We start from the raw sequence: 24029 nt of genomic DNA, 5'->3' as shown, positions 1-24029 counted from the left end.
GGCCTGACAAGTTGGTCGGCGACACCGACCAAACAAGCGCGCAAGCGCTCCTCCCGAGACTGGCCCGACCCTAGAGGTCGGGCCCTTTTTTAGAACGAGTATTGAAATGACCGATCGACGCCTTCTCCTTCGCGCCGTTCTAGATGCCGCGATCGCCGCCGCCCATCCCAACGTCATACTGGTGCCTCATCTTCCGGCAGCTCCGAAGGGCCGTTTGATCTGTCTCGCAGCCGGCAAGGGGGCCGCCGCCATGGCCGCAGCGGCCGAGCGGCACTACCTGGATGTGTTCAAGTTTGATCCGGATCGACTGATCGGCATTGCGACGACCCGGCACGGTCATCGCGTGCCGACGAGATGCGTCGAGGTCGTTGAGGCCGGCCATCCGGTGCCGGACGACGCAGGACGGGAGAGTACCGAAAGGACGCTGCGACTCGCCCAGAGTGCCCGAGAGGAAGACTTGGTCTTGGTGTTGCTGTCCGGTGGCGGCTCCGCCAACTGGATCGCACCTGTTGACGGCATTACCATCGTCCAGAAGCAGCAACTGACGCGTTCGTTGTTGCGCTCCGGCGCACGGATCGACGAGATCAACATCGTCCGCAAACACCTGTCGCGTATCAAAGGTGGACGCCTCGCGCGTGCCAGCAGGCGGGCTGAGGTCGTGGCGCTTGCAATTTCCGACGTGCCATTCGACGATCCGTCCTCAATTGCGTCCGGACCGACCGTACCGGATCAGACGACGCTCGCGGACGCGCGAGCGGTAATCGAGAAATACGACCTCCTGCCAGATGAGGCGATTCGTCACGCCCTCAGGGATCCGCAAAACGAGAGCTGTAAGCCTAATGATCCGTGTTTTGCTAGGACGCGCCTGGAGCTAATCGCAAGGCCACGCGACGCGCTGGCTGCAGCGATTGCTGCCGCAGGAAAAGCTGGCTACGAGATCATCGATCTCGGAGCTGATCTTGAAGGTGAGGCGCGTGATGTCGCGGCCAACCATGCGCGCCTCGCGCTGCAAGCTCGGTCGGAACGAAAGCGCGTCGCCATAGTGTCGGGTGGGGAGCTAACGGTCACCGTTCGCGGCAATGGGCGTGGCGGACCCAATCAGGAGTATGCACTCGCGTTAGCCCTCGCGCTCAACGGCGAAAGTGGCATCGCAGCTCTTGCTGCAGATACCGATGGTGCAGATGGCGGCAGCGGGGTCGCGTCAGATCCTGCCGGCGCCATTATTGACGAGCGGATCCTTAGTCGGGCCAAATCGCGCGGCCTCGACGCTCGGTCGTATCTCGGCAACAATGACGCAAGCGCCTTCTTCGCAGAGACCGGCGATCTGCTGCAGACGGGTCCAACGTTGACGAATGTCAATGATCTGCGGGTCATCCTGGTTGAGTAGCCGCAGCCGCCGCCTGGCCCATTCGGAGCGGAACGGAATGCGATCGCCCGGGCGTTCGACGTGCCTCTAGGTCTCAGTCTCGCGTAAAGCCTGCGACATCCATTTCCGGAACGTGGCGATCTTCGGTACGTTGGTGCGAGAGCGGCGGTATACTAGGCTGTGACACAGCATACGAGCGCCATTCGGTCCGAAAGGCATGACCAGGCGACCGCTTTCGAGCTCGCGTTGGACTAGCAGTCGGCTCTCCAAACAAACACCGAGGCCGTCAACGGCGGTGCTGATGGCCATGAAAGAGCGGTCAAAACGAGGGCCGCGCTCTAGATCCAGCTCGAGCTTTGCGTCCTCCGCCCAGTGCTTCCATCGGTAGAGGTTGACCTCGGAGTGGATCAAGACGTGCTTCTTTATGTCAGCCGGCGTCCGAATCCGCGATGCGCCTTTCATGAGCTTGGGTGAGCACAATACGACGATCGTCTCGAGCGGAAACGAGTCAACACCCAAGTAGGCTGCAGGCACGAAGGTGCCGTATCGAATATCGATGTCGACGGCATCGCCTCCTAGGTCGGCAGCGTCACCCGATGCATTCAATCTCAAATCGATTTCCGGATTGAGCGCGCCGAATCTGGAGAGCCGTGGCATCAGCCACTGGCTCGCAAAACTCGGAACCGAATGTATCGTCAGAATGTCGCTTTTGCCTTTTCGCGCCACAGTCTGGCTTGCGGCTTCAATACGCCCGAGCGCCTCGGATACTTCGTCGGCATACTTTCGACCGACGTCGGTCAGCATGACCGCGCGGTTGATTCGATGAAAGAGCTGTACGCCTAAAGTGGTTTCCAGTGACCTGATTTGGTGGCTCACGGCGGAAGGCGTGACCCTTAATTCGTCCGCAGCGCGAAGGAAGGAGCCAAGACGCGCCGCGGCCTCGAAGATCTGAATGGCGCGCAAGTGAAGCAGGTGGGTCATGGTTCACATGAATAGAGTTCATCTAACTTGGACTTTAATTCCTTTGTTGGTGCCGGGCAAGGTTACTAGGGTCAAGGGATAGAGAATGCGGGCTGACAACCGCAAGATCCGGAGGTGCGTCCACTGGGCTCTCATCACGAGAGTCCTCCGCTCCTTCTTGCTGGTCAGCGCTCCTTCGCGAAGGCGAGGGAGGCCGCGCGCTCGAAAGCAATACGAAGGGACACCATCGCCATATGAGCATGACGCGGGATAGCAAGAGCGCGGATCTATCCAAGGCAATCAACATCGGGTTTATCGGCCTCGGATCCATGGGCTCAAGGATGGCCGCGCATCTCTGCGCTCGCGGCTATCGAGTGAGGGGATACGACGTCAGAGCGGAAGCTCGCGCCGCGTTCGAAAAGGAAGGAGGTATCTGGGCCAATGCGGCGAAGGATACCGCGCTGGGCACGGACTTTGTGGTGCTCATGGTAGTGAACGTTGCCCAGGCAGAGCAACTGCTGTTTGAGGCGGGTGTTCTTGAGGCCCTGCCAAAAGAAGGCGGCGTTGTTCTCATGGCGACCTGTCCAGCGGCAGACGTTGAAAGAATATCAAACGCGGTCATCAAAACCGGCCGCAGCTTCGTCGATGCTCCCGTGTCCGGAGGAGTCGCGGGTGCCGCCTCAGCTACGCTCACCATCATGGCGGCTTGCCCGAACGAAACGTTTTCTCGCGTGGAGCCGCTTCTTCAGGCGATGGGAGACAAAGTGCATCATGTCGGGTCGATTCCTGGGCAGGGAGCGCTGGTAAAGACAATCAACCAGCTCCTGTGCGGCGTGCATCTGGCGGCAGCTGCAGAGGCTGTCTCACTCGGTGCGCAGGCGGACATCGATCCGCAGATCCTGATCAAAATCTTCTCTGAATCCTCAGCGTCCAGCTGGATGTTGCGCGACAGGGGCTCCCGCATGATTGCGGGCGAACCTCAGGTGACCAGCGCCATCGATATCTTCGTCAAGGACCTCGGAATCGTCTTGGATGCCGGCCAGCGTCTGAAAGCGCCGACCCCGCTCGCGTCCATCGCACAGCAGATGTTTTTGGCGGTTTCGGGCCAAGGCTTTGGTCAGGTCGACGACAGTCAGGTCGTAAGAGCATATCGCGCAATGACCGGTGTGTCAGGAAGGTGAGATGATGCGCCCGGCAAACAGTCATTTCGCTGATCTGAGCGAGGTTTCGCTGCATTACTTGGCCGCCGGCAAAGGCGATCCGGTGGTTCTCCTGCACGGGATCCCTCAATCCTCGTATGAATGGCGGTTCGTGATGCCACGGCTCGCTGAGCGATACTTCGTGATCGCTCCGGACCTTCGTGGACTGGGAGACTCGACCCGTCCGCAATCGGGATACGACAAAAAGACCGTAGCCGAGGACATCTGGCAGCTTGTCAACAGTCACTTGGGAATCGAACGATTTCATCTTGTCGGACACGACTGGGGCGGGCCGGTCGCGTTCTCGCTCGCTGCACATCACCCGGAGGCGGTGTCGAAGCTCGCGATTCTGGACGTGACGATTCCGGGCGATGGCGGAGAGATGTCGCAGGGCGGGCGGCGATGGCATCACCCCTTTTATCGCACTCCGGATCTTCCCGAGGCACTCTGCGCGGGGCGTGAAGAACTAGTGCTGAACTGGTTCTTCGAGAACTACGGCCATCGCGCCAATTTCCTCTCGGAGGACGACAAGCAGGAATATTACCGGACCTACAAGAAGCTCGGGGCGTTCCGCGCAATGTTCGGCTACTACCGGGCCTTTGCGCAGGACGTCGCGGACAATCGGGCGATATTGGCATCGCAAGGCAAGCTCAAGATGCCGGTTTTGGCGCTGGGCGGCGAGAAGGCATTCGGACGCGGGCTCGAAACTATCGAGTCGCTAAAGCGTGTCGCTGAAAATGTGCGGGGCGGCACGATCCCGGACAGCGGGCATTGGGTGGCCGAAGAGGCGCCGGAATTCATCTCCGAGGCGTTGTTGGGCTTCTTTGCAGAGAAGGAATAGGCGCAGGCGTTCGCCCGCGCAGAAATCGACCAAAGAAAATACCAGTAACATTGTGGAGGAGGAGACGATGAGAAAGTTGTCGCGACGTGGCGTGCTGCACGGGGGAGTTGGTATTGCACTTGGTCTTGCGTATCCCTCGATTGTCAGGGCTGAGCCGCAGTTCAAGTTGAAGTTCGCCAACATCATGCCGAAAGATCATCCGCTCAACACGCGGATGACGGAGGCAGCCGAGGCGATCCTGAAGCTGACCGACGGACGTGTCGCAATCGAGGTCTTCCCGAACAGTCAGCTTGGCAGCGACGCAGATATGCTGAGCCAGCTGCGGTCGGGTGCGATCGAGTTCTTCGCATCGTCGGGCCTGATTGTAGCCACCCTGGTGCCGGTCGCTGCGATCACCGGAATCGGATTTGCCTTCGCGGACTATTCCCAGGTCTGGAACGCCGTCGACGGTCCTCTTGGAAAACACATCATCGCGAGCTTCGCCAAGTCGAACATCGTTGCCTTTGAGAAGATGTGGGACAACGGCTTTCGGCAAACCACCTCGGCCAAGAGCCCGATCAAGACGCCCGATGATCTAAAGGGCTTGAAGATCAGGGTGCCGCCGAGTCCGTTGTGGACGTCGCTTTTCAAATCCCTTGGCGCCTCGCCGACCTCGATTCCGTGGGGCGAGACCTATTCCGCTCTCCAGACCAAGGTGGCCGACGGCCTCGAAAATCCGTTGGCGGGAATTTACTTCGCCAAGATGTACGAGGTCCAGAAGTATCTCTCCGAAACGAACCACATGTGGGACGGCTTCTGGTTCCTGGCAAACAAGCGGGCGTTCGAGGGTATCCCTGCCTCGGACCGCGATGTCATCGTCAGGACGGTCAACGAGGCTGCAGTCAAGCAGCGCGCCGACGTCGCGGCGCTCAACAACTCGCTCCAGGGCGAATTGAGCACGAAGGGTCTGGAGTTCGTCAAGGTCGATACGGCCGCGTTCCGCTCCAAGCTGCAGCAGTCGGGCTTCTACGGCGAATGGAAGGGCAAGTACGGGGATGAAGCCTGGGCTCTTCTGGAGGCAGCGAGCGGCAAGCTGAGCTGAGGGCACGATGGCGGTGACTGACGAACCAGTGATGATCGGCATCCGACCGGGTCTTGGCCCAAGGCTGATAGCTTGGCTTATATCTCTCACCGAGCTGTTCGCTGGCGCGGTCGTTGCGGTCGAGATCGGAGTGCTGTCGATCGGCGTGATTGCCCGGTATGTCTTCCAAGCGCCGATCGTCTGGACCGACGAACTCGCTCAGATCTTGTTCGTCTGGCTCTCCATGCTCGGCTCCGCCATCGCGCTGCACCGCGGCCAGCACATGCGTATGACAGCCCTTGTCGATCGGTTCGGCCCTTCGGCGCGGGCAAACTGCGAAACGGTGGCGTTGTTGGCTTGCGTCGCCTTCATGGTCCTCATGCTCTGGCCGGCGATCGACTACGCGCACGAGGAGTCGTTTGTGATTACTCCGGCGCTGGAGTTGCCGGGATCGATGCGCGCAGCGGCGCTGCCCGTGGGCCTCGTCCTCATGGTCGTCTTCGCGCTCGCAAAAGCGGGTTCGATCGCGCGAGCGCGGTTGGTGACCGCCTTTTGCCTTGCGGCCGGCATCACTGCGCTCGTTTGGTTGTCTCGCGGCTTCTTCCTTGGCCTCGGAAACCTCAACCTCGTGCTGTTCTTCGTGGGCCTGGTCGGCGTGGCCGTGTTTCTCGGGGTGCCTATCGCATTTGCGTTCGGCACGGCTGCACTCGGATATATCGGCCTTGCAACGAATTCGCCCGTTCTGACGATTGCCGGGCGGATGGACGAGGGTATGTCGCACCTCATCTTGCTCGCCGTTCCGCTCTTCGTATTCCTCGGCTACTTGATGGAACTCACAGGGATGGCGAAGGCGATGGTCGACTTCCTCGCAGCGCTGCTCGGCCATGTCAGGGGCGGGTTGAGCTATGTTCTGATCGGCGCCATGTACCTCGTGTCCGGCATCTCTGGTTCGAAAACTGCAGACATGGCCGCGGTAGCCCCCTCGCTCCTTCCGGAAATGAGGAAGCGTGGGCAAAAGAGCGGGGAGCTCGTCGCATTGCTCGCCGCGACCGGCGCCCAGACCGAGACCATCCCACCCAGCCTCGTGTTGATTACGATCGGCTCGGTAACCAGCGTGTCGATCGCGGCGCTCTTTACAGGGGGCTTGGTACCGGCGGTCGTCCTTGGTCTCTTCCTGACGATGGTCGTTTGGTGGAGGAACAGGCGAGAGGATCTCTCGCACATCTCGAGGCCGCCGCGGCGGGATGTTCTCCGCGCGTTTCTCTTCGCGCTCCCGGCGCTCGCGCTTCCGTTCATCATCAGAGCGGCGGTCGTCGAGGGCGTGGCCACGGCCACGGAAGTCTCGACAATCGGTATCGCATACTCGGTCCTTGTCGGAATTTTGATCTATCGCCGGTGCGACTGGTCGAAATTTCCAAAGATGCTGATCGACACGGCCGCGCTGTCGGGCGCCATTCTGTTCATCATCGGTGCCGCGACAACCGTCGCCTGGTGTTTGACGCAGTCGGGGTTTTCGCGCGATCTCGCAAAGGTCATGGCGTCTCTTCCCGGCGGCGGCCCAACCTTCATGGCTGTGTCGATCCTGATGTTTATCGTGCTGGGGAGCGTGCTGGAGGGAATACCGGCGCTCGTGCTTTTCGCTCCTCTTATGTTCCCAATCGCGAAGGCTGTCGGCCTTCATGAGGTGCACTATGCGATGGTGATCATTCTGGCGATGGGAATGGGACTCTTCCTTCCGCCATTCGGCGTCGGATATTACGCAGCTTGCGCGATCGGTCGCGCCGATCCGGCGCAAGGCATTCGTCCCTTGATGGGATACATGCTGGCGCTGCTTGCCGGCCTCATCGTGGTCGCGTGCATCCCCTGGCTCTCGATCGGTTTTCTCTAGCGCCTCAGCCTCGAACGATTTGATCGGACGGCGAAGAAACAATCACAGACGTGAACAGACAAGGGTTAAACATGACTATCGTGCCGCGAACACCCGTATCTCGAGATCAAGACCTGGATGGGGCGATGGCCAATGCAATCAGGATGCTGTCTCTCGACGCCATCGAGAATGCCCGGGACGGTCATCCTGGTGCACCGCTTGGTTGTTCCGAGATCGCCACCGTCCTGTTCACGCGCCATCTCAAGTTCAACCCCGCCGATCCGACCTGGATCGATCGCGACAGGTTCATCCTGAGCAACGGTCATGGATCGATGTTGCTCTATTCGTTGCTGTACCTGAGCGGATACGAGGCGATCGACATCGAGCAGATCAAGCGCTTCCGTACGCTCGGATCCATCTGTCATGGTCATCCGGAATATGCGGTCGAGCACGGCATCGAAGTTACCACCGGGCCACTGGGGCAGGGATTCGCCAATGGCGTGGGTATGGCCATTGCCGAAGAATATCTGCGCCAGATGCTCGGCTCCGACCTGCTCGATCACTTCACTTATGTCATCGCGGGTGACGGTTGCCTGATGGAAGGGGTCGCCCAGGAAGCGCTTGCACTGGCTGGCCATCTTCGTCTCGGAAAACTTGTCGTTCTCTGGGACGACAATTCGATGACCGACGACGGCAGCACGGACCTGTCGACCAGCGAAGATATCCGGACGCGCTTCCGGGCGGCGGGTTGGCAGGTCCTGGATGCGAACGGACACGATTTCGAATCGGTCGACGTCGCGATCGCGCACGCGAAATCCGATCCGAGGCCCAGCCTCATTGCATGCGCGACGGTGATCGGCCGTGGGTTCCCGCGGCTCGAGGGAAAGCGGGGCGCGCATGGCGGGCGCGTTTTCAAGGAGGATACGCAAGCCGCTCGCGAACGCCTTGGCTGGACCAGTCCGCCCTTTGTTGTCCCTTCGGAGGTCCTGAACGGCTGGCGGAGCTTGATCAGCGCGCGCAATACAGAACGGTACGATGCCTGGAAATCGCGGGTCTCCGAACTTGCGCCTGAGCGACGCGCGCTTTTGGAACGCCTGGCGGACCGCAAGATGCCGGCGGACTGGCAGGCTCCCTTGCGGCAATACAAAGAGTCCGCGCTTTCCTTGCCGGCCCAACCATCCATCCTGTCGTCCGGCGAGGCGGTGGCGACGTTGTTCGACGTATTTCCGGAATTGCTCAGCGGCGCGCCGGATCTTGAGGGGCCCACCTGCCACAAGCGTGACCTGCAGGCTTTCACCGCGACTGAGCGCGGTGGCCGTTTTGTGCACTACGGTGTCCGCGAACACGCGATGGGATCGATCATGAACGGGATGGCCGCTCACGGCGGGATCATGCCGATCGGGGCGACCTATCTCGCCTTCTCTGATTACTTGCGGCCCGCCATCAGGATGGCAGCCCTGATGGGGTTGCCCGTCGTCTTTATCAACAGTCACGATTCCATTGGTATTGGACAGAATGGCCCGACGCATCAGCCGGTCGAATTTTTGGCCTCACTAAGGGCCATCCCCAATATTCTGGTGCTCCGTCCCGCAGACGCCGTCGAGGTCGCCGAGTGTTGGGAGATGGCGCTGTCGCGGCGCGACGGCCCATCGTCCTTCATCCTGTCCCGCCAGGCTCTCCGGCCCGTGAGGACGACGCACTCGAACGAGAATCTGAGCGCGCGCGGGGGCTATGTTCTGGCCGACGCGACAGGCGGAGCACGACGGGTTACGCTGCTGGCGACCGGATCCGAGGTCGCCGTCGCACTCGACGCTAAGGGACTTCTCGAGAAGCTGAATATTCCGACCGCTGTGGTATCGATGCCGTGCTGGGAGGCATTCGAGCAGCAACAAGAGAGTTATCGACGAAGCGTTCTTGGAGAGGACGTGCTGCGCGTAGGCGTTGAGGCCGCCGTCCCGCTCGGGTGGGAGCGCTATATCGGAGACGCCGGCATATTCGTCGGCATGTCCGGCTTTGGAGCGTCGGGACCGGGCGAGGAACTGTTCCGCCATTTCGGGATAACGGCGGAGAACATTGTGACGAAGGTCTTGCAACGTCTTGAGTCCGGCAAGCAATCGTGACGGCCGATCCGGCCGTCAGTCGAGCGCGACGCCGATGGCCGGGGAACGAGGCCAGCGCACGATCACGCCCGCCGACGTTTGCCTGACCGATCCTCCCTTTGCCCCGTGTTTGGTCCCTCTGCTGCATGCAGGCTGTCTGACTATCTACTGAGCGGTAGCCCGGAGCGCCTGTAGGGCGCCCGGCGGGTTAGGATCGGTCACGTTGCGTGGCCGGTTCCAGTCCCGAGGCTTGACAGAAATAATGCATACATTAATAAATGCGCAAAGGCGTTTTTTGCGGACTTGGGACCCTGGCCGCAGCTGAGGGAGCCGGTGATGAAGAGTTCGATCCAGAGAGTAAAGGCGATCGTGTTCGATACGTTCGGCACGGTGGTGGACTGGCGTGGAAGTATCATTCGCGACCTCTCGGCGTGGGGGGAATGCGAAGGGATCAAGGCGGATTGGGCCGCGTTGGCGGACAGCTGGCGGGGGCGGTACGAACCCGAGAAAGATCGGGTCAGGACCGGGGAAATCGCCTGGACCAATCTCGACGAGCTGCACGCTCATGCCCTTGATCAGGTTCTGGCTGAACTTAACCTCGAAGCCCTGTCAGTGGATCAGCGCCGGCACATCAACCGCGTATGGCACAGGCTGGAAGGCTGGCCCGATGCGGTCGAGGGGCTAACCCGCATCAAGCGCCGATACGTCATCGGCCCATTGTCGAACGGGAATGTTGCGCTGCTCGTCAATATGGCGAAGCATGCCGGGCTACCGTGGGACAACGTCTTCTCTTGCGAGCTGTTTCGGCACTATAAGCCACATCCCGAGACCTATCTCGGCGTGTGCAGGCTCATGTATCTCGATCCAGCGGAGGTCATGATGTGCGCTGCGCACAATGGCGATCTCGCTGCTGCCCGGGCAGCTGGCCTGAAAACGGCCTTCATCCCGCGTCCGACCGAGCATGGTCCGGGCCAGAAGACCGACCTCGAGCCAACGCAGGATTGGGACGTCGTGGCCAACGACATTATCGAACTTGCCGAGCGCGTCGGCGCCTAGATACACGCCAATCTGCGGGCCCAGTTGAGAACAGGATATAGCGCAATGCAGTCCTACAAGATGTTCGTCGGCGGAGAATGGGTCGACGCGGTGGGCGGCGAATGCTTCGAGTCTCTCAATCCTTTTACGGGCAAGGCCTGGGCAACGATCCCGCGGGGAAAGCCTGCGGATGTCGACCGCGCCGTGGCGGCGGCCAAGGCTGCATTCAGAACGGGGCCCTGGCCAAAGCTGACGGCGACCGAGCGCGGACATCTGCTCCGACGCCTTGGCGATCTCATCGCCGAACACGCCGAGCAACTCGCCCGAACCGAGGTGACGGACAACGGCAAGCTCATCAACGAGATGGCGTTCCAGCTGAAGTACATTCCGCAGTGGTATTACTATTTCGGCGGCCTTGCGGATAAGGTCCAGGGCGCTGTCATCCCGATCGATAAACCGCAGACATTCAATTTCACACGGCAGGAGGCCCTCGGGGTATGCGTCGGCATCACCGCCTGGAATTCGCCGCTTCTGCTTCTCGCCTACAAGCTCGCTCCGGCGCTCGCTGCGGGAAACACCTTCGTCGCAAAGCCGTCTGAGTTCACGTCCGCCTCAACGCTGGAGTTCGCGAAGCTTGTGGACAAGGCCGGCTTTCCGCCAGGCGTTTTCAACGTGGTTACCGGGTTTGGAGGTGAGATCGGCGACGCCCTGATCTCGCATGCCGATGTTGCAAAAGTTGCTTTCACCGGAAGCGAAGCCACCGGGCGTCGAATCGGCGAACTGGCGGCACGCAGCTTCAAGAAGGTGACGCTCGAACTCGGCGGCAAATCGCCTCACATCGTCTTCGACGATGCGGAAATCGACAACGCGGTCAAAGGCGTCATCTCGGGGATTTTCGCCGCGACCGGACAGACATGCATCGCCGGTTCACGTCTCCTCGTTCATCGGAGCATCCACGACCAGTTCGTGGAGCGCGTCGTCGCGTTTGCCAGACGGGCCAAGAAGGGTGATCCGCTCCTGGCCAGCACGCAGGTCGGCCCCGTCACGACGCCCCCTCAATATCGCAAGATTCTTGACTATATCGACGTAGCGAAGGGTGAGGGGGCCACCTGCGTGCTGGGTGGTGGGCCGGCGACCGGGCCTGACATCGGAGAAGGCGGTTACTTCGTCGAACCGACGATATTCACGGGGGTGCACAACCGGATGCGCATTGCCCAGGAAGAGGTCTTCGGTCCCGTTCTGGCATGCATTCCCTTCGACGACGACGAAGAAGCGATCGCGATCGCGAACGACACGACGTTTGGCCTGGCGGCAGGGTTCTGGACGCAGGACATTCGAAGGATACTTCGGGTTTCGGAACGACTTCAGGCCGGTACGGTGTGGGTCAACACCTATCGCGTGATCAGCTACCTCTCGCCTCTCGGAGGTTACAAGCATTCGGGCATCGGCCGGGAGAATGGACTGGATTCGATCCAGAATTATCTCCAGACCAAGAGCATCATGATTGGGACCGCAGAAGACGTGGTGGATCCCTTCGTGATGCGCTGACAGGCGTTGCGCCTCTCACCCGGCCTGATTGTTTGGCAGCTGTCGACCTTGGATCATGTCGGCAGCCTTTTCTGCGATCATAAGCGTCGTGGCGTACGTGTTCGCAGACGGCATCGTCGGCATGATCGAGGCGTCAACGATCCGCAGGCGGTCAAGTCCGTGGACCCTAAGCTCGTTGTCCACTACAGCATCCGGATCGGATGCCGGTCCCATGCGCGCGGTTCCGATGAGATGGTAGCAGGTGGTCCCGTTTCGATAGCTGTAGTCGAGCAGTTCGTCGTCGGTGGTCACGTCAGGGCCGGGCAGCGTCTCGTTCTGGAGATACTGCGCGAGCTCGGGCGTTGACAGGAGGCGGCGGATCAGGCGGAGGCCGCCGATCGTGGTACGTCGATCCTGCGGGTCGCTGAGATAGTTCGGCTGAACGACGGGGTCCTCGAAGACGTCCGTGGAGCGGGCGTGCACATATCCCGTGCTTTGCGGGCGATGCGGCCAAGCGCCGGCCGACACGCCGGGATAGTCGTCTAGCACATAGACGGCCCCTTGCTTGTAGGAGCCGGGCGTGAACACGCATTGGAGGTCCGGCGCATCGAGGCCTTCGAATGACTTCCAAAAGACATGAACTTGCGACGGGGACGTTGCCAGGATGTTGGGCAAGCCGACGGCCCAGCGGGCGATCTGTCCTCCAAGACGAAGCCCGCGCGACAGTTCGTTCAATGTGACGACGTCCGGCCTGGCTTTCATCACAATCCGCACCGCATAGTGGTCGCGAAAGTTCGCTCCTACTCCGTTCAGCTCGTGTCTCAAGGGTACACCCAAGGGCGCAAGCGCAGGCGCTGGGCCGATGCCGGAAACCTGGAGCAGTCGTGCGGTATTGACGGTACCCGTCGCCAGGATGACTTCGCGTCTCGCGCGAACTTCGTTTGGCGTAGCACCACGTCGACGCAGATACCGCACCGCGACTGCGCGACGCTGGTCGAGCACAATTTCGCTCGCGCGAACGTTGGTGCGGAGTTCCAGGTTTGAACGCGACAGGGCAGGCTTCAGGAATGCGCGCGCGCTGCTGACTCTCCAGCCCCGGTCGATCGTGCGCTGGAAGTATCCCACTCCCGCCTGATGGCCGTTATTATAGTCCGGGTTTTGCGGAATTCCCGCGTTGATGCAACCGCGAATGAAGGCCTCGGAGACGGGGTGAAGCCAGTCCATTCGACTGACCGGAATTGCTTCGCCTTGCTCGGGCTCCTTCTCGATATCCAACCGCCGCACCGAGCGACGAAAGTAGGGGAGGACTTCGTCCCAAGCCCACCCCCGATTGCCCCGTTGGGCCCATCCATCGAAGTCAGCCGGTTGTCCGCGGTTGTAGACCATTCCGTTGATGGACGAGCCGCCGCCCAACGTGCGGCCCTGCGTCGTTGCGATCGGTCGGCCGCCGGTTCGCTCGGTCGGATCCGTCTTGAATTGCCAGGTGCAGGTCGGATCGAACAGCGTCTTGATGAAACCGGCGGGCAGGTGGATGAACGGGTTGCGATCGGGCGGTCCCGCCTCGAGCAGGCAAACCGTGGCGACGCCATCGGCGGTAAGCCGGTTCGCGAGGACGCATCCAGCGGCGCCGGCGCCAACGATCACGTAGTCGAATTCCTCGCTCATCGATCCATCCCCAGGCGTGTTTCGCGTTCTCGACCCATGGTTTCCCGCCCGGGATCAAAGATGCTGCGAAACCGGCTTGATTTCCAGCCTCACATTTGTAACGATCGCATTAATGAATGCATTAATGAATGCTGTAAAGCAAGGAGGAGGGGACCCATGGGTGCGGAAACGGGGCGATCGAAGACCGGCAGCGATGATGCTCTCTACCGGAAAGTCACGCTTTATCTGATGCCGCTGCTGATCACGTGTTACACGGTGTCGTATCTCGACCGGATCAACATCAGTTTTGCCAAGCCCCATATGATGGGCGATCTCGGATTGAACGAAGCCGTCTACGGGCTCGGCGCGGGACTCTTCTTCCTCGGATATGCGGCATCGGAAGTCCCCAGCAATCTGTTGATGCACCGTTTCGGCCCGCGGCGATGGCTGAGCCGTATCCTGATGACCTGGGGCCTCATCTCGATGGGGATGATGCTGGTTTGGTCCGAATATTCCTTCTATATCTTCCGCATCGCGCTTGGGATCGGAGAAGCCGGGCTATTTCCTGGTGCCATCTTCTACCTGATGCGATGGTATCCGACCGAGCGCCGCGCCACCGTCACGTCGCTCTTCTACCTCGCTGCACCTCTTGCCGGCATCTTCGGCGCGCCGATTTCCGGTCTGATCATCGCCCACATGCACGGAACTGCATCACTGGCCGGCTGGCAGTGGATGTTCTTGCTAGAGGGTATCCCGGCCGTCCTGCTGGCATTCGTGGTCTGGTTCAAGTTGAGCGACACCATCGAGGGGGCCTCTTGGTTGTCGTCGTCGGAAAAGGTGCGCCTTCGCGCCAACATCGATGCGGAGAACGTCAGGAAGCCCGAGATGGGCATCCTTGACGTCTTCAAGAACGTCGACGTGCTTCTGCTTGCTGCAATTCTCTTCGGGATCGTGCTCGCACAATCGGGAATTTTCTTCTATCTCCCGTCCTTGATTAAGGGGGCAGGGGTTACGGACACCGTCCAGCTCGGCATCTATTCGGCGGTGCCTTACGCCGGAGCGGTGATCGTGATGCTCGCAGTCGGTCGCAGCTCCGATCGGAAGCGCGAGCGCTTCCTGCACTTTGTCGGAAGCTGCCTGTTCGGCGTTGCCGGCTTCCTGATCAGCGTCTGGTTCAAGCACAACCTCGTTCTTGTCCTGATCGGGCTGAGCATGGCGCTGGGCGGAGTCATGGCCGTGCTGCCGGTATTCTGGAGCCTGCCGACGGCCGCGCTCAAGGATGTTTCGGCCGCCGCCGGAATCGCCTTCATCAATTCGATCGGATTGACGGCCGGGTTCTTTGCGCCCTTCATCATCGGCTTTCTCACGCAATCGACCAACACGCTGGACCTGGGCATCTACTGTGTGGCCGGAATCTGGGCGGCGTGCGTGGCCGTTTCGGTGGTCTACTTCACCCGGCAAAAGTGCCGCAGCGCGCCTGTGACAGTTGGGGCCTCTGCCGGTGCGGCTCGTTGAATCGAGGGCAAACAAACTGCAGCGCTATCCGCGGATAGCGCTGCCAGGCACGAAGTGCGAACTGATCGGCCGCTCAGGGCAGCTTCGAGAGCAGGTCGGTCAGAAGCCTTCCCGCACGTTCGCGGTGCTCTTGGTGCAGGCGCATGGCGGCGTCAGCGTCGCCCTTGGCAATTGCCCGCACCAGAGCGGCGTGCTCCCGGTTCGATTGCGTCGGTTTAGGACGAAGGCGGAGCGTCAGCAGGCGCGCACGATGCGCCTGCGACCAGAACTGATCGACTGTCTGAATGATGCGTCGGTTGCCGCAACTGTTGATCAGTGTCCGATGGAAGGACTCGTCCGCTTGGGCCCACGCCTCCAGGTCATCCCGATCCAATGCGGCGTCCATGTTGGCGACGGCCATATTGAGAGAGACCAGAGCCTCCTTGGCGATTCCACGCCTCGCGACGAGCCCGGCGGCGGTCGCTTCCAGGCTCGTGAGCACCTCGTAGATCTCGCGCATGTCGTCCGCCGACACCGGAAGGACGCGCATTCCGTGGCGCGCGCGGATTTCCACAATGCCTTCGGCGCGCAGCCTCACCATCGCCTCTCGTACAGGGGTTCGGCTCATGCCAAGACGTGCGGCCGCCTCAAGTTCAAGAACGAAGCTGCCCGGGGCGATAGCGCCGCTCAATATCAGCTCGCGCAGCCGGGCATAGGCGATATCAGCTTGATTGGGTTTGCCGCTCGGGGACGCAACGGGGGTGAGGCGCGTCCGTGTCGGCACCTTTCGGCGCACAGGCTTGAGGTCTGGCGACGTTTTTCGAGGCTTGGTTGTCATTGCGGTCGGTTCTTCTCTCCCTGGTCTTACCACTATCGCCGCGAGCAACCAATTCCATTGCGACCATCAGCCGGGGTTCGGTTGTGGAAAGATGCCAGCCAAATCCGTCACTTGTCGAAACCTAGCCTTGGCCCAGGTCGAAAGAGAAGGGGAGGCGCATCGCTTGCTCCAAAAATTCGTGGATGAGGCTGATCACCCCTCGACTACCCGGGAAAGGATCGTGCTTCAACCTTGCAGCTTTCGTCATATCGGACTAGTGTACAAGTAATGCATACGTTATTGAACGCAAAGATGGCACCCTTAGTGTACGATGGCGATGCGATCCGCAAGCCTAAGCAGAACCGACCTGGAGATGCAGCGTGACAGTCTCTTCCAACAAACTTGATATTGCGGTCCTGCCCGGCGACGGCATCGGGCGTGAAGTCATGGCCGCCTGCCTCGAACTTCTGGCCGCCGTGGAAGCCAAGACCACCGGCGCGCCTTTGCGACTGACCACCTGGCAGGCTGGAGCACAATTTTATGCCGAGAGCGGTGAAGCACTGCCGGAGGCTACCCTCGATGCCTGCCGCGGGGCGGACGCTGTTCTGTTCGGCGCTATGGGGTGGCCGGACATTCGGCATTCGGACGGAACAGAGATCATTCCCCAGCTCGATCTTCGGATGGCGTTAGATCTCTACGCCGGGGTTCGCCCGATCCGTTGGTTTCCGGGCCTCCCGCGGATCTTGTCAGACGAGCGCGTGGATGACATCGATTTCGTCCTGGTCCGGGAGCAGACAGAAGGGCTCTTCCACGCGCGGGGTAGGGGCAAGGTCGTCGGTGACGATGAGGCGTACGACACAATGTGCATCACCAGGAACGGTACCGCGCGAGTGAGCGATTTTGCCTTCCGGCTAGCCCAACGTCGCCAATCAAGGCGCGGCCAGGCGCGGGTGACCTGTGTCGACAAGGCGAACGTGTTCACGTCCATGGCGTTCTTTCGCAAGATCTTCGATGAGGTCGCGGCGACGCACCCGACCATCGGGGCCGACCATGCGTATGTCGACGCCATGGCGCTTATGATGGTCAAGAAGCCGTGGACACTCGACGTCATGGTCACCGAGAACATGTTCGGGGACATCCTGTCCGATCTCGCCGCCGGACTCGTTGGTGGAATGGGCATGGCCCCGTCCGCCGATGTTGGCGATAAGCATGCCTTGTTTCAGCCTGCGCACGGTACAGCCCCTGACATTGCCGGACAGGGAAAAGCGAACCCGTGCGCAATGTTCCTCTCAGCCGCGATGATGCTTGATTGGCTCGCGGAGAAGCATGGCGAGCCTCAGCTGGAGGTTCGTGCTCGTCTCATTGAAGCATCAGTACAAGTGGCGCTCTCTTCCGGGGCGGTGCCGATCGAGCTGGGCGGCCCGGCGGGATGCGCGGCAGTCACGCGTGAAACCATTGCAGCTCTTCCGCAAGCGATGAAGGCGGTGGCGTGATGGGCGAGTTCGTGGTGACCGTGACCTTTTCCATCAAGGCGGGGCACACGGTCGAGTTTCGCGAGGCGATGCTGGCGAACGCCGCCGATTCGATCGCACTCGAACCAGGTTGTCGGCTTTTCGATGTCTGTGAAGCAGCCGACGGCGCTGAGATATTCCTTTACGAAATATATGACGACAAAGCGGCATTTGACGCCCACTTAGCGACCGAGCACTTCCGCCGTTTCGACCGACTGGTCTCGCCCTGGGTGATCGAAAAGCGGATTGCGACCTACGTCCGTCTCGGGGCCACTACAAGATCGCACAAGTCTGGTCATTAGTGACCTGGGCCGTCGGGCTGGGGAATGGCATGAACTCCGATCAACTGAGAATGTTGTTTCCTAGCGCCGATGATAAAGGTCTGCGCGAGTTTGCGATCCAGCCGATCGAGCAGCGTCGCATCCTCGTGGGTGGTGAAATCCGCGACTGGGCGGGGCCAACCAAGGATGTGCTCTCGCCGGTGATGGTTCGTGACAACAACGGTCGTCTGACGCAAGCGCGGCTCGGCAGTCATCCGTTCGGAAGTGTCGAGTCGGCATTGGTCGCTCTCGATGCTGCTGTGACCGCTTACGACAATGGGCGTGGCGTGTGGCCGACGATGCGCGTCTCCGACCGTATCCTCGCGATGCAGAAATTCTTGGCTCGCATGAGTGCCTGCCGAGGAGATATCTCGCGTCTCATCATGTGGGAGATAGGCAAGACGCTGGCCGATTCCGAAAAGGAGTTCGACCGCACGATCGACTATATTAGGGAAACCATCGAAGCCTTACGCAATCTCGACAATGCGAACTCCCACTTCGAAATCGTGGAGGGGACCGTCGGCCTCATCCGCCGCACTCCGCTCGGAGTCGTGTTGTGCATGGGCCCTTACAACTACCCGCTCAACGAAACTTTCGCGACACTCATTCCTGCCCTGATCATGGGCAATTCCGTCGTGTTCAAGCCGCCGCGTAACGGGGTGCTCCTGTTCGAGCCGTTGCTCAATGCCTTTTGCGAGGCGTTTCCCCCGGGGGTGATCAACTTCGCCTACGGCGAAGGCGCTGAGATTGTCCCAGCACTTCTCAGCACCGGCAAGGTCAACGTCTTGGCGCTTATCGGGTCCAGCCGTGTGGCAGACCATCTCAAGAAGGTGCACCCAAAGACCAATCGTCTGCGTGCCGTGTTAGGGCTCGACGCCAAGAACGCGGCCATCATCATGCCTGACGCAGACATTGGGCTTGCGGCGCGCGAATGTCTGGCGGGAGCTCTCTCGTTCAATGGACAACGCTGTACCGCCCTGAAAATGCTGCTCGTCCACCGTGATGTTGAGCAGGCGTTCACGTCAGAATTTCTGCGGCTTCTCGGCGATTTGAAGATCGGAATGCCGTGGGCATCCGGTGTAAGCTTGACCCCCTTGCCTAGTACGGGGAAGGCCAAGCAGATGACCGAACTTCTGGATGACGCCGTCGCAAATGGCGCCGATGTTCTCAACGCCGGTGGCGGTACGGTCGAAGGCACGTTGTTCTATCCGGCGGTGGTATACCCGGTGACGTCAGCGATGCGGCTCTATCGAGAGGAGCAATTTGGTCCGCTCGTCCCGATCATGAGTTTTGACGACCTTGAGGTTGCGCTCGATTACGTCGCCTCATCCGAACACGGTCAGCAGGTGAGCCTGTTTGCCAGCGATCCTGACATGATCGGCCGTATGGCGGACTCGCTGGTCAATCAGGTGTGCCGGGTGAATATCAATTGTCAGTGTCAGCGTGGGCCCGATGTCTTTCCGTTCACCGGAAGGAAGGACTCAGCCGAGGGCACGCTGTCGGTCACGGATGCGCTGCGTTCGTTTTCAATTCGTTCGATGGTGGCAACGAAATACACCCAGCCAGCGCGCGAAATCCTCAATGCCATTGTCGATGGTCATCACTCGAACTTCATCCACACCGGCTTCATTCTATGACCGCAAACGATTCGAGAGCGATCCCGTAGCGACGGTAAGCCGCGATGGATCCTGTTCGGAAAGAGGTCTTTGTTCCAGTCTTCGGTGTGCACGTGAGCGAGACCAAACGTCGAGAAGAGATTTGCCGGTTCGGCCGGTCATTATTCGAACGGGGACTGACACCAGGCTCGTCGGGTAATATCAGCGTCCGACTCGAGGACGGCGGGTGGTTGGTCACGCCGACCAACGCTTCTCTGGGCTTTCTTGATCCGGCCCGGATATCGAGGATCGACGCGGAGGGGCGCGTTGTTTCCGGTGATCCTCCGACCAAGGAGGTGCCGCTCCATGCTGCGCTCTACGACACCCGCACGAACGCGGGGGCTGTCGTTCACCTTCATTCGACACATTCGGTAGCGCTCTCGATGCTGCCCGAGATCGACGCACGAGCGGCCCTGCCGTCGATGACGCCTTATTATCTGATGAAGTGCGGTCAGACGGCCCTGATCCCGTACTATCGACCAGGAGACCCCGCGGTCGCTTCGGCGATTACGGGGCTCGCGGGGAAATACTCCTCCATCCTGTTGGCCAATCACGGGCCGGTCGTCTCTGCCGAAACGCTCGAGGCAGCCGTGTTTGCGACCGAGGAACTCGAAGAGACCGCCAAACTCTATTTGCTATTGCGTGGCCTCAATCCACGCTTTCTGTCACCAGAGCAGGAGAACGATCTGGTCAAAACATTCGGACTGGCTTTGCCGGGATCGGGGTCCTAGCACGGCAAGCCCGGATGCGGGTCTCACTTAAGGAAGGACAGAGATGAACGCCGACATCATCGCGCGAGGGCGCGTCGCAGTTGTGACTGGTGCGGCGAGCGGAATAGGCGCGGCTGCGGCACGCCGCTTTGCTCGCGAAGGGATGCGCCTCGTGCTGTTCGATAGAGACGAGAAAAGGCTTCGGGTGCTCGCCGGCGCGCTCGATACCGAAGTTGTCGTCATGGCAGGCGACGTATCCCGCGAGGCGGATCTCGAAGCTTTAAGGGAAGCGGCATACGAACAATTCGGTGAAGTTGCCTTGCTGATGAAAAATGCCGCAATCATCGAGCGCGCGGGCCCTTACGAGAAAGCAGAAGCATGGCGACATGCGCTCGATGTCAATTTTTTCGGTCCACTCGCGGCCCAGCACCTCTTCGTTCCGCGAATGATGGAAGCAAAAACGCGAAGCGCGATCGTCAATCTCGGGTCCAAGAAAGGTATTACCACCCCTCCTGGAAAAGCAGCATACTCCGTCTCCAAGGCGGCAGTTAAGGTTCTGACCGAACAACTCAGCCACGAGCTTTTGAAAGCGACTGGGGGACGTGTCACGGCGCATTTGCTGGTGCCTGGGTACACATGGACTCCCATGAACTTTCCGGGCCTGAAGCCGTTGCAGGATGTTAAACCGGAGGAGCCCTGGACGGCCGAACAAGTGATCGACCTGTTTGTCGAAAGGTTTCGGCGAGGCGACTTTTACATCATTTGTCCCGACAATTCAGTCACATCCGAAATGGATGCTAGACGAATTCGTTGGGCCGCGGACGATATGGTTCAAAACAGGCCCGCGCTTTCCCGATGGCATCCTGATTGGGGGCCGCGCTTTGCGGCCTGGATGTCAGGACCGCCGGAGGAGGACTGAGATATCGTTGAAAAAGCGAAGTTGAGCAATACTCATGTGTTCGACCGTCTTTTTCGTTTTCCCAGCGCGAAGCGTTCTTTCATAACTGCTTGAAGTCGTTTTGCGGAGCGATCTCTAGGTTGTCGTATGCGGGGAGGGAACGTGCAGGTCCGACCCAAAGCGAAAGCCACGCTTGGACGGAGTTTCAATATGAGCAAAACCATCACAACCGCAAAGGTCGTGTTTCTCGATAAAAGCACGATGCTGCCTGACGTTGTTTTGCGCCAATTGTCATTTCCACATGAGTGGATTGAGTACGAAGCGACGCGAGCCGAGGAGGTGAGCGATCGGATTGCGGATGCCCATGTTGTGATCACAAACAAGGCGCCGGTAACTAAAAGCGGGATTGCCACAGCACGCAATCTCAAACTGGTGGCAGTCGCTGCGACCGGCACAGATATGGTGGATATTGCGGCCTGTACTGCCAGGAATGTGCTTGTGTCAAATATCCGGGACTACGCGGTTGACACAGTCCCCGAACATACGTTCGCTCTTCTGTTTGCTCTTCGGCGTAGCCTTCTCGCGTATCGGGACTCGGTGCGGGCGGGACGTTGGGCTGAGTCGGGGCAGTTTTGCTATTTCGATTACCCGATCCGGAATATCGCAGGATCAGTGCTCGGGGTCATTGGAGACGGTGCGCTGGGACGTGCCGTCGCGGGCCTCGCGCGAGCCTTTGGGATGCGCGTCCTCTTTTCATCCTACAAAGGTGTGCAAGGGATGGGGCCGCTTTACACGCCGTTTGAAGACGTGCTGCGTCTCAGCGACGCGATCACCATCCACGCTCCGCTGACGCCAGCAACGCGCAACATGATCGGGGCGCCCGAGTTCGCGCTCATGGAACGCAAGCCCATACTCATCAATACGGCGAGAGGTGGTCTGGTTGACGAGATCGCTCTGGGCGAGGCGATTCGTTCCGGTCGCATATCAGGTGCCGGCTTTGATGTGGCTACCGTCGAGCCTCCCTCAGCCGATCATCCCCTCATGCAACTGATAGGGCTGCCCAACTTCATCCTGACGCCTCACGTCGCGTGGGCAAGTCAGGAGGCGGTGCAATCGCTTGCGGACCAGCTCATCGATAATATCGAAGCGTTCTGGAATGGCACGCCGAAGAATGTTGTGAGGGGCGCTCCCTAGTAGACTGGACCGAGAAGTTTCGCATGACCATAGATAAGTCCGCTAAGTGATGTAAGCGGACCGCGCGTCGCTCAAGCTCCAATCGACCGCTTTAAATCATTGGCAGCCCTTGAGCGAGCGCCAGTGCTTCGACCGCTTGAACCTGGGTACCCTATTCCACCACTCTGTCGGCTATGGAATTTGGAGACATGGTGCAGGGTGATCGCTCGAGGGTTTGCGCTGCGCAGGATGAAGTCAGCGGTTTCGAGCTGGAACTGCTGAAGATGCTGCCGGGCCATGCCATCGAGGCGGTGAAAATTCCGCTGTCGGGATCGGTGACAGGCTTCGCCGGCGACATCGGCGCGGTGCTGATGAGGCGAGATATTTCGACTATTCTTCAATGCGGACCATTAAGGGCGGGGCAGGACAGGGCCCCGAGGGGAGATCGATGAGCACAGTAAAAAGCGCTCTGGCCCAGAAGCAGGGTGCCCTGGTCGATGTTCGTTCCGGCGACACTGTCGTCGAAGCCTTGCGGCAGATGCGCGACAATCGGGTCCGGTCGGTGCTGGTCATCGATAACGACGTGCTGGTCGGTATCGTGACCCAGGGTGACTGCGCTATCAAAGTGCTGCTGCCCGGGCTCGATGCGAAGACGACGCCCGTGGGCCAGGTGATGACGAGCAACCCGGTGACGGTTAAGCCGGACGATCGGCTGGAGGGCTGCATGGCAATGATGGCTGCGCGCGGCTTTCGCCATCTGCCGGTGCTGGACGCGGGCAAGGTCCTCGGCGTGATCTCGATCGGAGACGTCGTCAAGAACATCATCCGGGATTTGGAGCACAATGTGGACGACCTAATGGGCTATATCATGAAGGACGGCCCCGGGGGCTAACAGACGAACTGCGGTGTCGTTGCCCAAATATTTGCTTGCGGCCATCTGCAATCTCGGAGAATGTCCGCCCTTCGGCCGCTGTTGGGGGCCACCGGACATTCAATTGGCCTGCCCCTGGTAAGAACGTGCGTCAGCGAGCGATCAGGCGACTTCACTTGCTCGACCAGAGTCGTGGAAGTCCCTTGACGAAATCGCGACGCTTGGGGGACGACTTGTAGCGGGCGGAGCGGGAAAACCACCACTAACCTCGAAGATGGTCCAGGAACGCTCGCAGCGCGGAGGGCACTTGACGGTGGGAAGAGTAGTAGGCGTGGAAGCCCGGTCCGGGCGAAATCCACTCGGGCAGCACCGCGACCAGTGAGCCGCTCGACAATTGAGCTTCGACCCTTGCCTTCAGGCAATAGAACAGGCCAACACCGGCCTCCGCCATTCGGATCGAGAGCTCGGAGTCATCCAGAATGATCGTTCCGGGAACATCGATGGTGAGACGTTTCTCTTGATGCTCGAATTCCCATTCGTAGATTCGATCGGTGCCCAGGCGGATGCGGATGCACTTATGGCTCGAAAGATCTTCCGGGTGTTTTGGATGGCCATGATCTTTGAGATAACCGGGTGAACCGACGATGACCCATTCGAGACTGTCGCTCAGTCGCGAGGCAATCATGCCCTCGGGCACGGTCCCGCCATAGCGGATACCCGCGTCAAATCCCTCAGCGACCATGTCGACGAACTTGTCGTCGACGGCAATCTCCACCTCGATCTCAGGGAAAGCGGCGAGAAACGCTGGGAGCTTCGGCGCGAGAAGCAGGCGCGCAGCGTCGCGCAATGCGGTGATCCTGACGCGGCCTACAAGGTGGCCCCGGAACTCATTCAGGCCCTCGATGGCTTCCTCAATCCCGCGGAAGCGAGGCTCCAGCTCACGCACGAGCATTTCCCCAGCAGCTGTAAGATGCACGCTGCG

At 60.2% G+C, this 24029-nt stretch carries 21 protein-coding genes; 17 read left to right on the top strand and 4 right to left on the bottom strand.

All coding sequences use genetic code 11. From position 1 onward, the window contains the following. Window positions 1–106: 106 nt before the first annotated feature. Entirely contained in the window at window positions 107–1387 is a 1281-nt protein-coding gene (locus BM222_RS08985) for a glycerate kinase type-2 family protein (RefSeq protein ID WP_092227906.1), read from the top strand. A gap of 66 nt (window positions 1388–1453) precedes the next feature. On the opposite strand, the gene gcvA is transcribed toward BM222_RS08985, so the two are convergent. Next, window positions 1454–2347, bottom strand: a complete 894-nt coding sequence (gene gcvA, locus BM222_RS08980; RefSeq protein ID WP_091880873.1) for a transcriptional regulator GcvA — start codon at window positions 2345–2347, stop codon at window positions 1454–1456. Between the two features lie 233 nt (window positions 2348–2580). Between gcvA and BM222_RS08975 the strand changes: the two genes are divergently transcribed. The 7 genes from BM222_RS08975 (at window position 2581) to BM222_RS08945 (ending at window position 11975) form a co-directional block, all read left to right on the top strand. Beyond that, window positions 2581–3507 carry an NAD(P)-dependent oxidoreductase gene (locus tag BM222_RS08975; RefSeq protein ID WP_092227905.1) on the top strand — a complete coding sequence of 309 codons (927 nt, stop codon included), beginning with the start codon at window positions 2581–2583 and terminating at the stop codon, window positions 3505–3507. A 1-nt stretch (window position 3508) separates the two neighbouring features. Beyond that, window positions 3509–4366 carry an alpha/beta fold hydrolase gene (locus BM222_RS08970; protein ID WP_092227904.1) on the top strand — a complete coding sequence of 286 codons (858 nt, stop codon included), beginning with the start codon at window positions 3509–3511 and terminating at the stop codon, window positions 4364–4366. Between the two features lie 67 nt (window positions 4367–4433). Next, window positions 4434–5447, top strand: coding sequence for a TRAP transporter substrate-binding protein (locus BM222_RS08965; protein WP_092227903.1), 1014 nt, complete (start codon window positions 4434–4436; stop codon window positions 5445–5447). Between the two features lie 7 nt (window positions 5448–5454). After that, entirely contained in the window at window positions 5455–7314 is a 1860-nt protein-coding gene (locus tag BM222_RS08960; protein WP_092227902.1) for a TRAP transporter large permease, read from the top strand. Window positions 7315–7439: 125 nt separating this feature from the next. Next, on the top strand, window positions 7440–9413 hold the full coding sequence (tkt, locus tag BM222_RS08955; protein WP_092227901.1) for a transketolase: 1974 nt from the start codon (window positions 7440–7442) through the stop codon (window positions 9411–9413). Between the two features lie 315 nt (window positions 9414–9728). Further along, complete coding sequence (locus BM222_RS08950; RefSeq protein ID WP_091881191.1) at window positions 9729–10448, top strand: haloacid dehalogenase type II; 720 nt, start codon at window positions 9729–9731, stop codon at window positions 10446–10448. Window positions 10449–10493: 45 nt separating this feature from the next. Beyond that, a complete protein-coding gene (locus BM222_RS08945) occupies window positions 10494–11975 on the top strand; it encodes an aldehyde dehydrogenase (RefSeq protein WP_091880863.1) in 1482 nt (493 codons plus the stop codon). Window positions 11976–11990: 15 nt separating this feature from the next. Here the strand turns inward: BM222_RS08945 and BM222_RS08940 are convergent, their stop codons facing one another. Further along, window positions 11991–13619 (bottom strand): GMC family oxidoreductase, encoded by a 1629-nt coding sequence (locus BM222_RS08940; RefSeq protein ID WP_092227900.1) that lies wholly within the window; start codon window positions 13617–13619, stop codon window positions 11991–11993. A gap of 36 nt (window positions 13620–13655) precedes the next feature. Here BM222_RS08940 and BM222_RS08935 point away from each other — a divergent pair, with 36 nt between their 5' ends. After that, window positions 13656–15113 (top strand): MFS transporter, encoded by a 1458-nt coding sequence (locus tag BM222_RS08935; protein WP_092227899.1) that lies wholly within the window; start codon window positions 13656–13658, stop codon window positions 15111–15113. Between the two features lie 73 nt (window positions 15114–15186). Here BM222_RS08935 and BM222_RS08930 read toward each other — a convergent pair whose 3' ends face one another. Then, on the bottom strand, window positions 15187–15930 hold the full coding sequence (locus BM222_RS08930) for a GntR family transcriptional regulator (RefSeq protein ID WP_092227898.1): 744 nt from the start codon (window positions 15928–15930) through the stop codon (window positions 15187–15189). A 359-nt stretch (window positions 15931–16289) separates the two neighbouring features. Here BM222_RS08930 and BM222_RS08925 point away from each other — a divergent pair, with 359 nt between their 5' ends. The 8 genes from BM222_RS08925 (at window position 16290) to BM222_RS08890 (ending at window position 23068) form a co-directional block, all read left to right on the top strand. Then, window positions 16290–17402: an isocitrate/isopropylmalate dehydrogenase family protein gene (locus BM222_RS08925; protein WP_092227897.1), complete on the top strand. Its 1113-nt coding sequence runs from the start codon at window positions 16290–16292 to the stop codon at window positions 17400–17402. Beyond that, window positions 17402–17722, top strand: a complete 321-nt coding sequence (locus BM222_RS08920; RefSeq protein ID WP_091880852.1) for a putative quinol monooxygenase — start codon at window positions 17402–17404, stop codon at window positions 17720–17722. The genes BM222_RS08925 and BM222_RS08920 overlap by 1 nt, the downstream gene beginning before the upstream one ends. A 29-nt stretch (window positions 17723–17751) precedes the next feature. Continuing rightward, a complete protein-coding gene (locus BM222_RS08915; protein WP_092227977.1) occupies window positions 17752–19377 on the top strand; it encodes an NADP-dependent glyceraldehyde-3-phosphate dehydrogenase in 1626 nt (541 codons plus the stop codon). A 92-nt stretch (window positions 19378–19469) separates the two neighbouring features. After that, the gene (gene otnC / locus BM222_RS08910) at window positions 19470–20126 is read left to right on the top strand and encodes a 3-oxo-tetronate 4-phosphate decarboxylase (protein ID WP_164939242.1); all 657 of its coding nucleotides are present in this window, start codon (window positions 19470–19472) and stop codon (window positions 20124–20126) included. Window positions 20127–20169: 43 nt separating this feature from the next. After that, entirely contained in the window at window positions 20170–21024 is an 855-nt protein-coding gene (locus tag BM222_RS08905; RefSeq protein ID WP_092227896.1) for an SDR family oxidoreductase, read from the top strand. 189 nt (window positions 21025–21213) lie between these two features. Then, window positions 21214–22197, top strand: coding sequence for a D-2-hydroxyacid dehydrogenase (locus BM222_RS08900; RefSeq protein WP_092227976.1), 984 nt, complete (start codon window positions 21214–21216; stop codon window positions 22195–22197). 188 nt (window positions 22198–22385) lie between these two features. Continuing rightward, complete coding sequence (locus tag BM222_RS08895; protein WP_143105920.1) at window positions 22386–22628, top strand: hypothetical protein; 243 nt, start codon at window positions 22386–22388, stop codon at window positions 22626–22628. Continuing rightward, window positions 22625–23068 carry a CBS domain-containing protein gene (locus BM222_RS08890; RefSeq protein ID WP_092227894.1) on the top strand — a complete coding sequence of 148 codons (444 nt, stop codon included), beginning with the start codon at window positions 22625–22627 and terminating at the stop codon, window positions 23066–23068. Before BM222_RS08895 ends, BM222_RS08890 begins: the two co-directional genes overlap by 4 nt. Before the next feature lie 241 nt (window positions 23069–23309). Here BM222_RS08890 and BM222_RS08885 read toward each other — a convergent pair whose 3' ends face one another. Beyond that, entirely contained in the window at window positions 23310–23999 is a 690-nt protein-coding gene (locus BM222_RS08885; RefSeq protein WP_502689889.1) for a LysR substrate-binding domain-containing protein, read from the bottom strand. Window positions 24000–24029 lie beyond the last annotated feature (30 nt).

Origin of the sequence: Bradyrhizobium sp. Gha (assembly GCF_900113735.1) — a bacterium.
Lineage (GTDB): Bacteria > Pseudomonadota > Alphaproteobacteria > Rhizobiales > Xanthobacteraceae > Bradyrhizobium.
Note: the sequence above shows the minus strand (reverse complement) of the source record. Positions and strands in the feature narration are given on the sequence as shown.

Bases quoted from the DNA above. Each gene is read 5' to 3' on its own strand.
- BM222_RS08975 (WP_092227905.1), top strand. From the start codon at position 2,581: ATGAGCATGACGCGGGATAGCAAGAGCGCGGATCTATCCAAGGCAATC.
- BM222_RS08945 (WP_091880863.1), top strand. From the start codon at position 10,494: ATGCAGTCCTACAAGATGTTCGTCGGCGGAGAATGGGTCGACGCGGTG.
- BM222_RS08940 (WP_092227900.1), bottom strand. From the start codon at position 13,619: ATGAGCGAGGAATTCGACTACGTGATCGTTGGCGCCGGCGCCGCTGGA.
- BM222_RS08890 (WP_092227894.1), top strand. From the start codon at position 22,625: ATGAGCACAGTAAAAAGCGCTCTGGCCCAGAAGCAGGGTGCCCTGGTC.
- BM222_RS08885 (WP_502689889.1), bottom strand. From the start codon at position 23,999: ATGCTCGTGCGTGAGCTGGAGCCTCGCTTCCGCGGGATTGAGGAAGCC.
- BM222_RS08895 (WP_143105920.1), top strand. From the start codon at position 22,386: ATGGTGCAGGGTGATCGCTCGAGGGTTTGCGCTGCGCAGGATGAAGTC.
- BM222_RS08985 (WP_092227906.1), top strand. From the start codon at position 107: ATGACCGATCGACGCCTTCTCCTTCGCGCCGTTCTAGATGCCGCGATC.
- gcvA (WP_091880873.1), bottom strand. From the start codon at position 2,347: ATGACCCACCTGCTTCACTTGCGCGCCATTCAGATCTTCGAGGCCGCG.
- BM222_RS08915 (WP_092227977.1), top strand. From the start codon at position 17,752: ATGAACTCCGATCAACTGAGAATGTTGTTTCCTAGCGCCGATGATAAA.
- tkt (WP_092227901.1), top strand. From the start codon at position 7,440: ATGGCCAATGCAATCAGGATGCTGTCTCTCGACGCCATCGAGAATGCC.
- BM222_RS08965 (WP_092227903.1), top strand. From the start codon at position 4,434: ATGAGAAAGTTGTCGCGACGTGGCGTGCTGCACGGGGGAGTTGGTATT.
- BM222_RS08970 (WP_092227904.1), top strand. From the start codon at position 3,509: ATGATGCGCCCGGCAAACAGTCATTTCGCTGATCTGAGCGAGGTTTCG.
- BM222_RS08950 (WP_091881191.1), top strand. From the start codon at position 9,729: ATGAAGAGTTCGATCCAGAGAGTAAAGGCGATCGTGTTCGATACGTTC.
- BM222_RS08935 (WP_092227899.1), top strand. From the start codon at position 13,656: ATGGTTTCCCGCCCGGGATCAAAGATGCTGCGAAACCGGCTTGATTTC.
- BM222_RS08905 (WP_092227896.1), top strand. From the start codon at position 20,170: ATGAACGCCGACATCATCGCGCGAGGGCGCGTCGCAGTTGTGACTGGT.
- BM222_RS08920 (WP_091880852.1), top strand. From the start codon at position 17,402: ATGGGCGAGTTCGTGGTGACCGTGACCTTTTCCATCAAGGCGGGGCAC.
- BM222_RS08930 (WP_092227898.1), bottom strand. From the start codon at position 15,930: ATGACAACCAAGCCTCGAAAAACGTCGCCAGACCTCAAGCCTGTGCGC.
- BM222_RS08960 (WP_092227902.1), top strand. From the start codon at position 5,455: ATGGCGGTGACTGACGAACCAGTGATGATCGGCATCCGACCGGGTCTT.
- BM222_RS08900 (WP_092227976.1), top strand. From the start codon at position 21,214: ATGAGCAAAACCATCACAACCGCAAAGGTCGTGTTTCTCGATAAAAGC.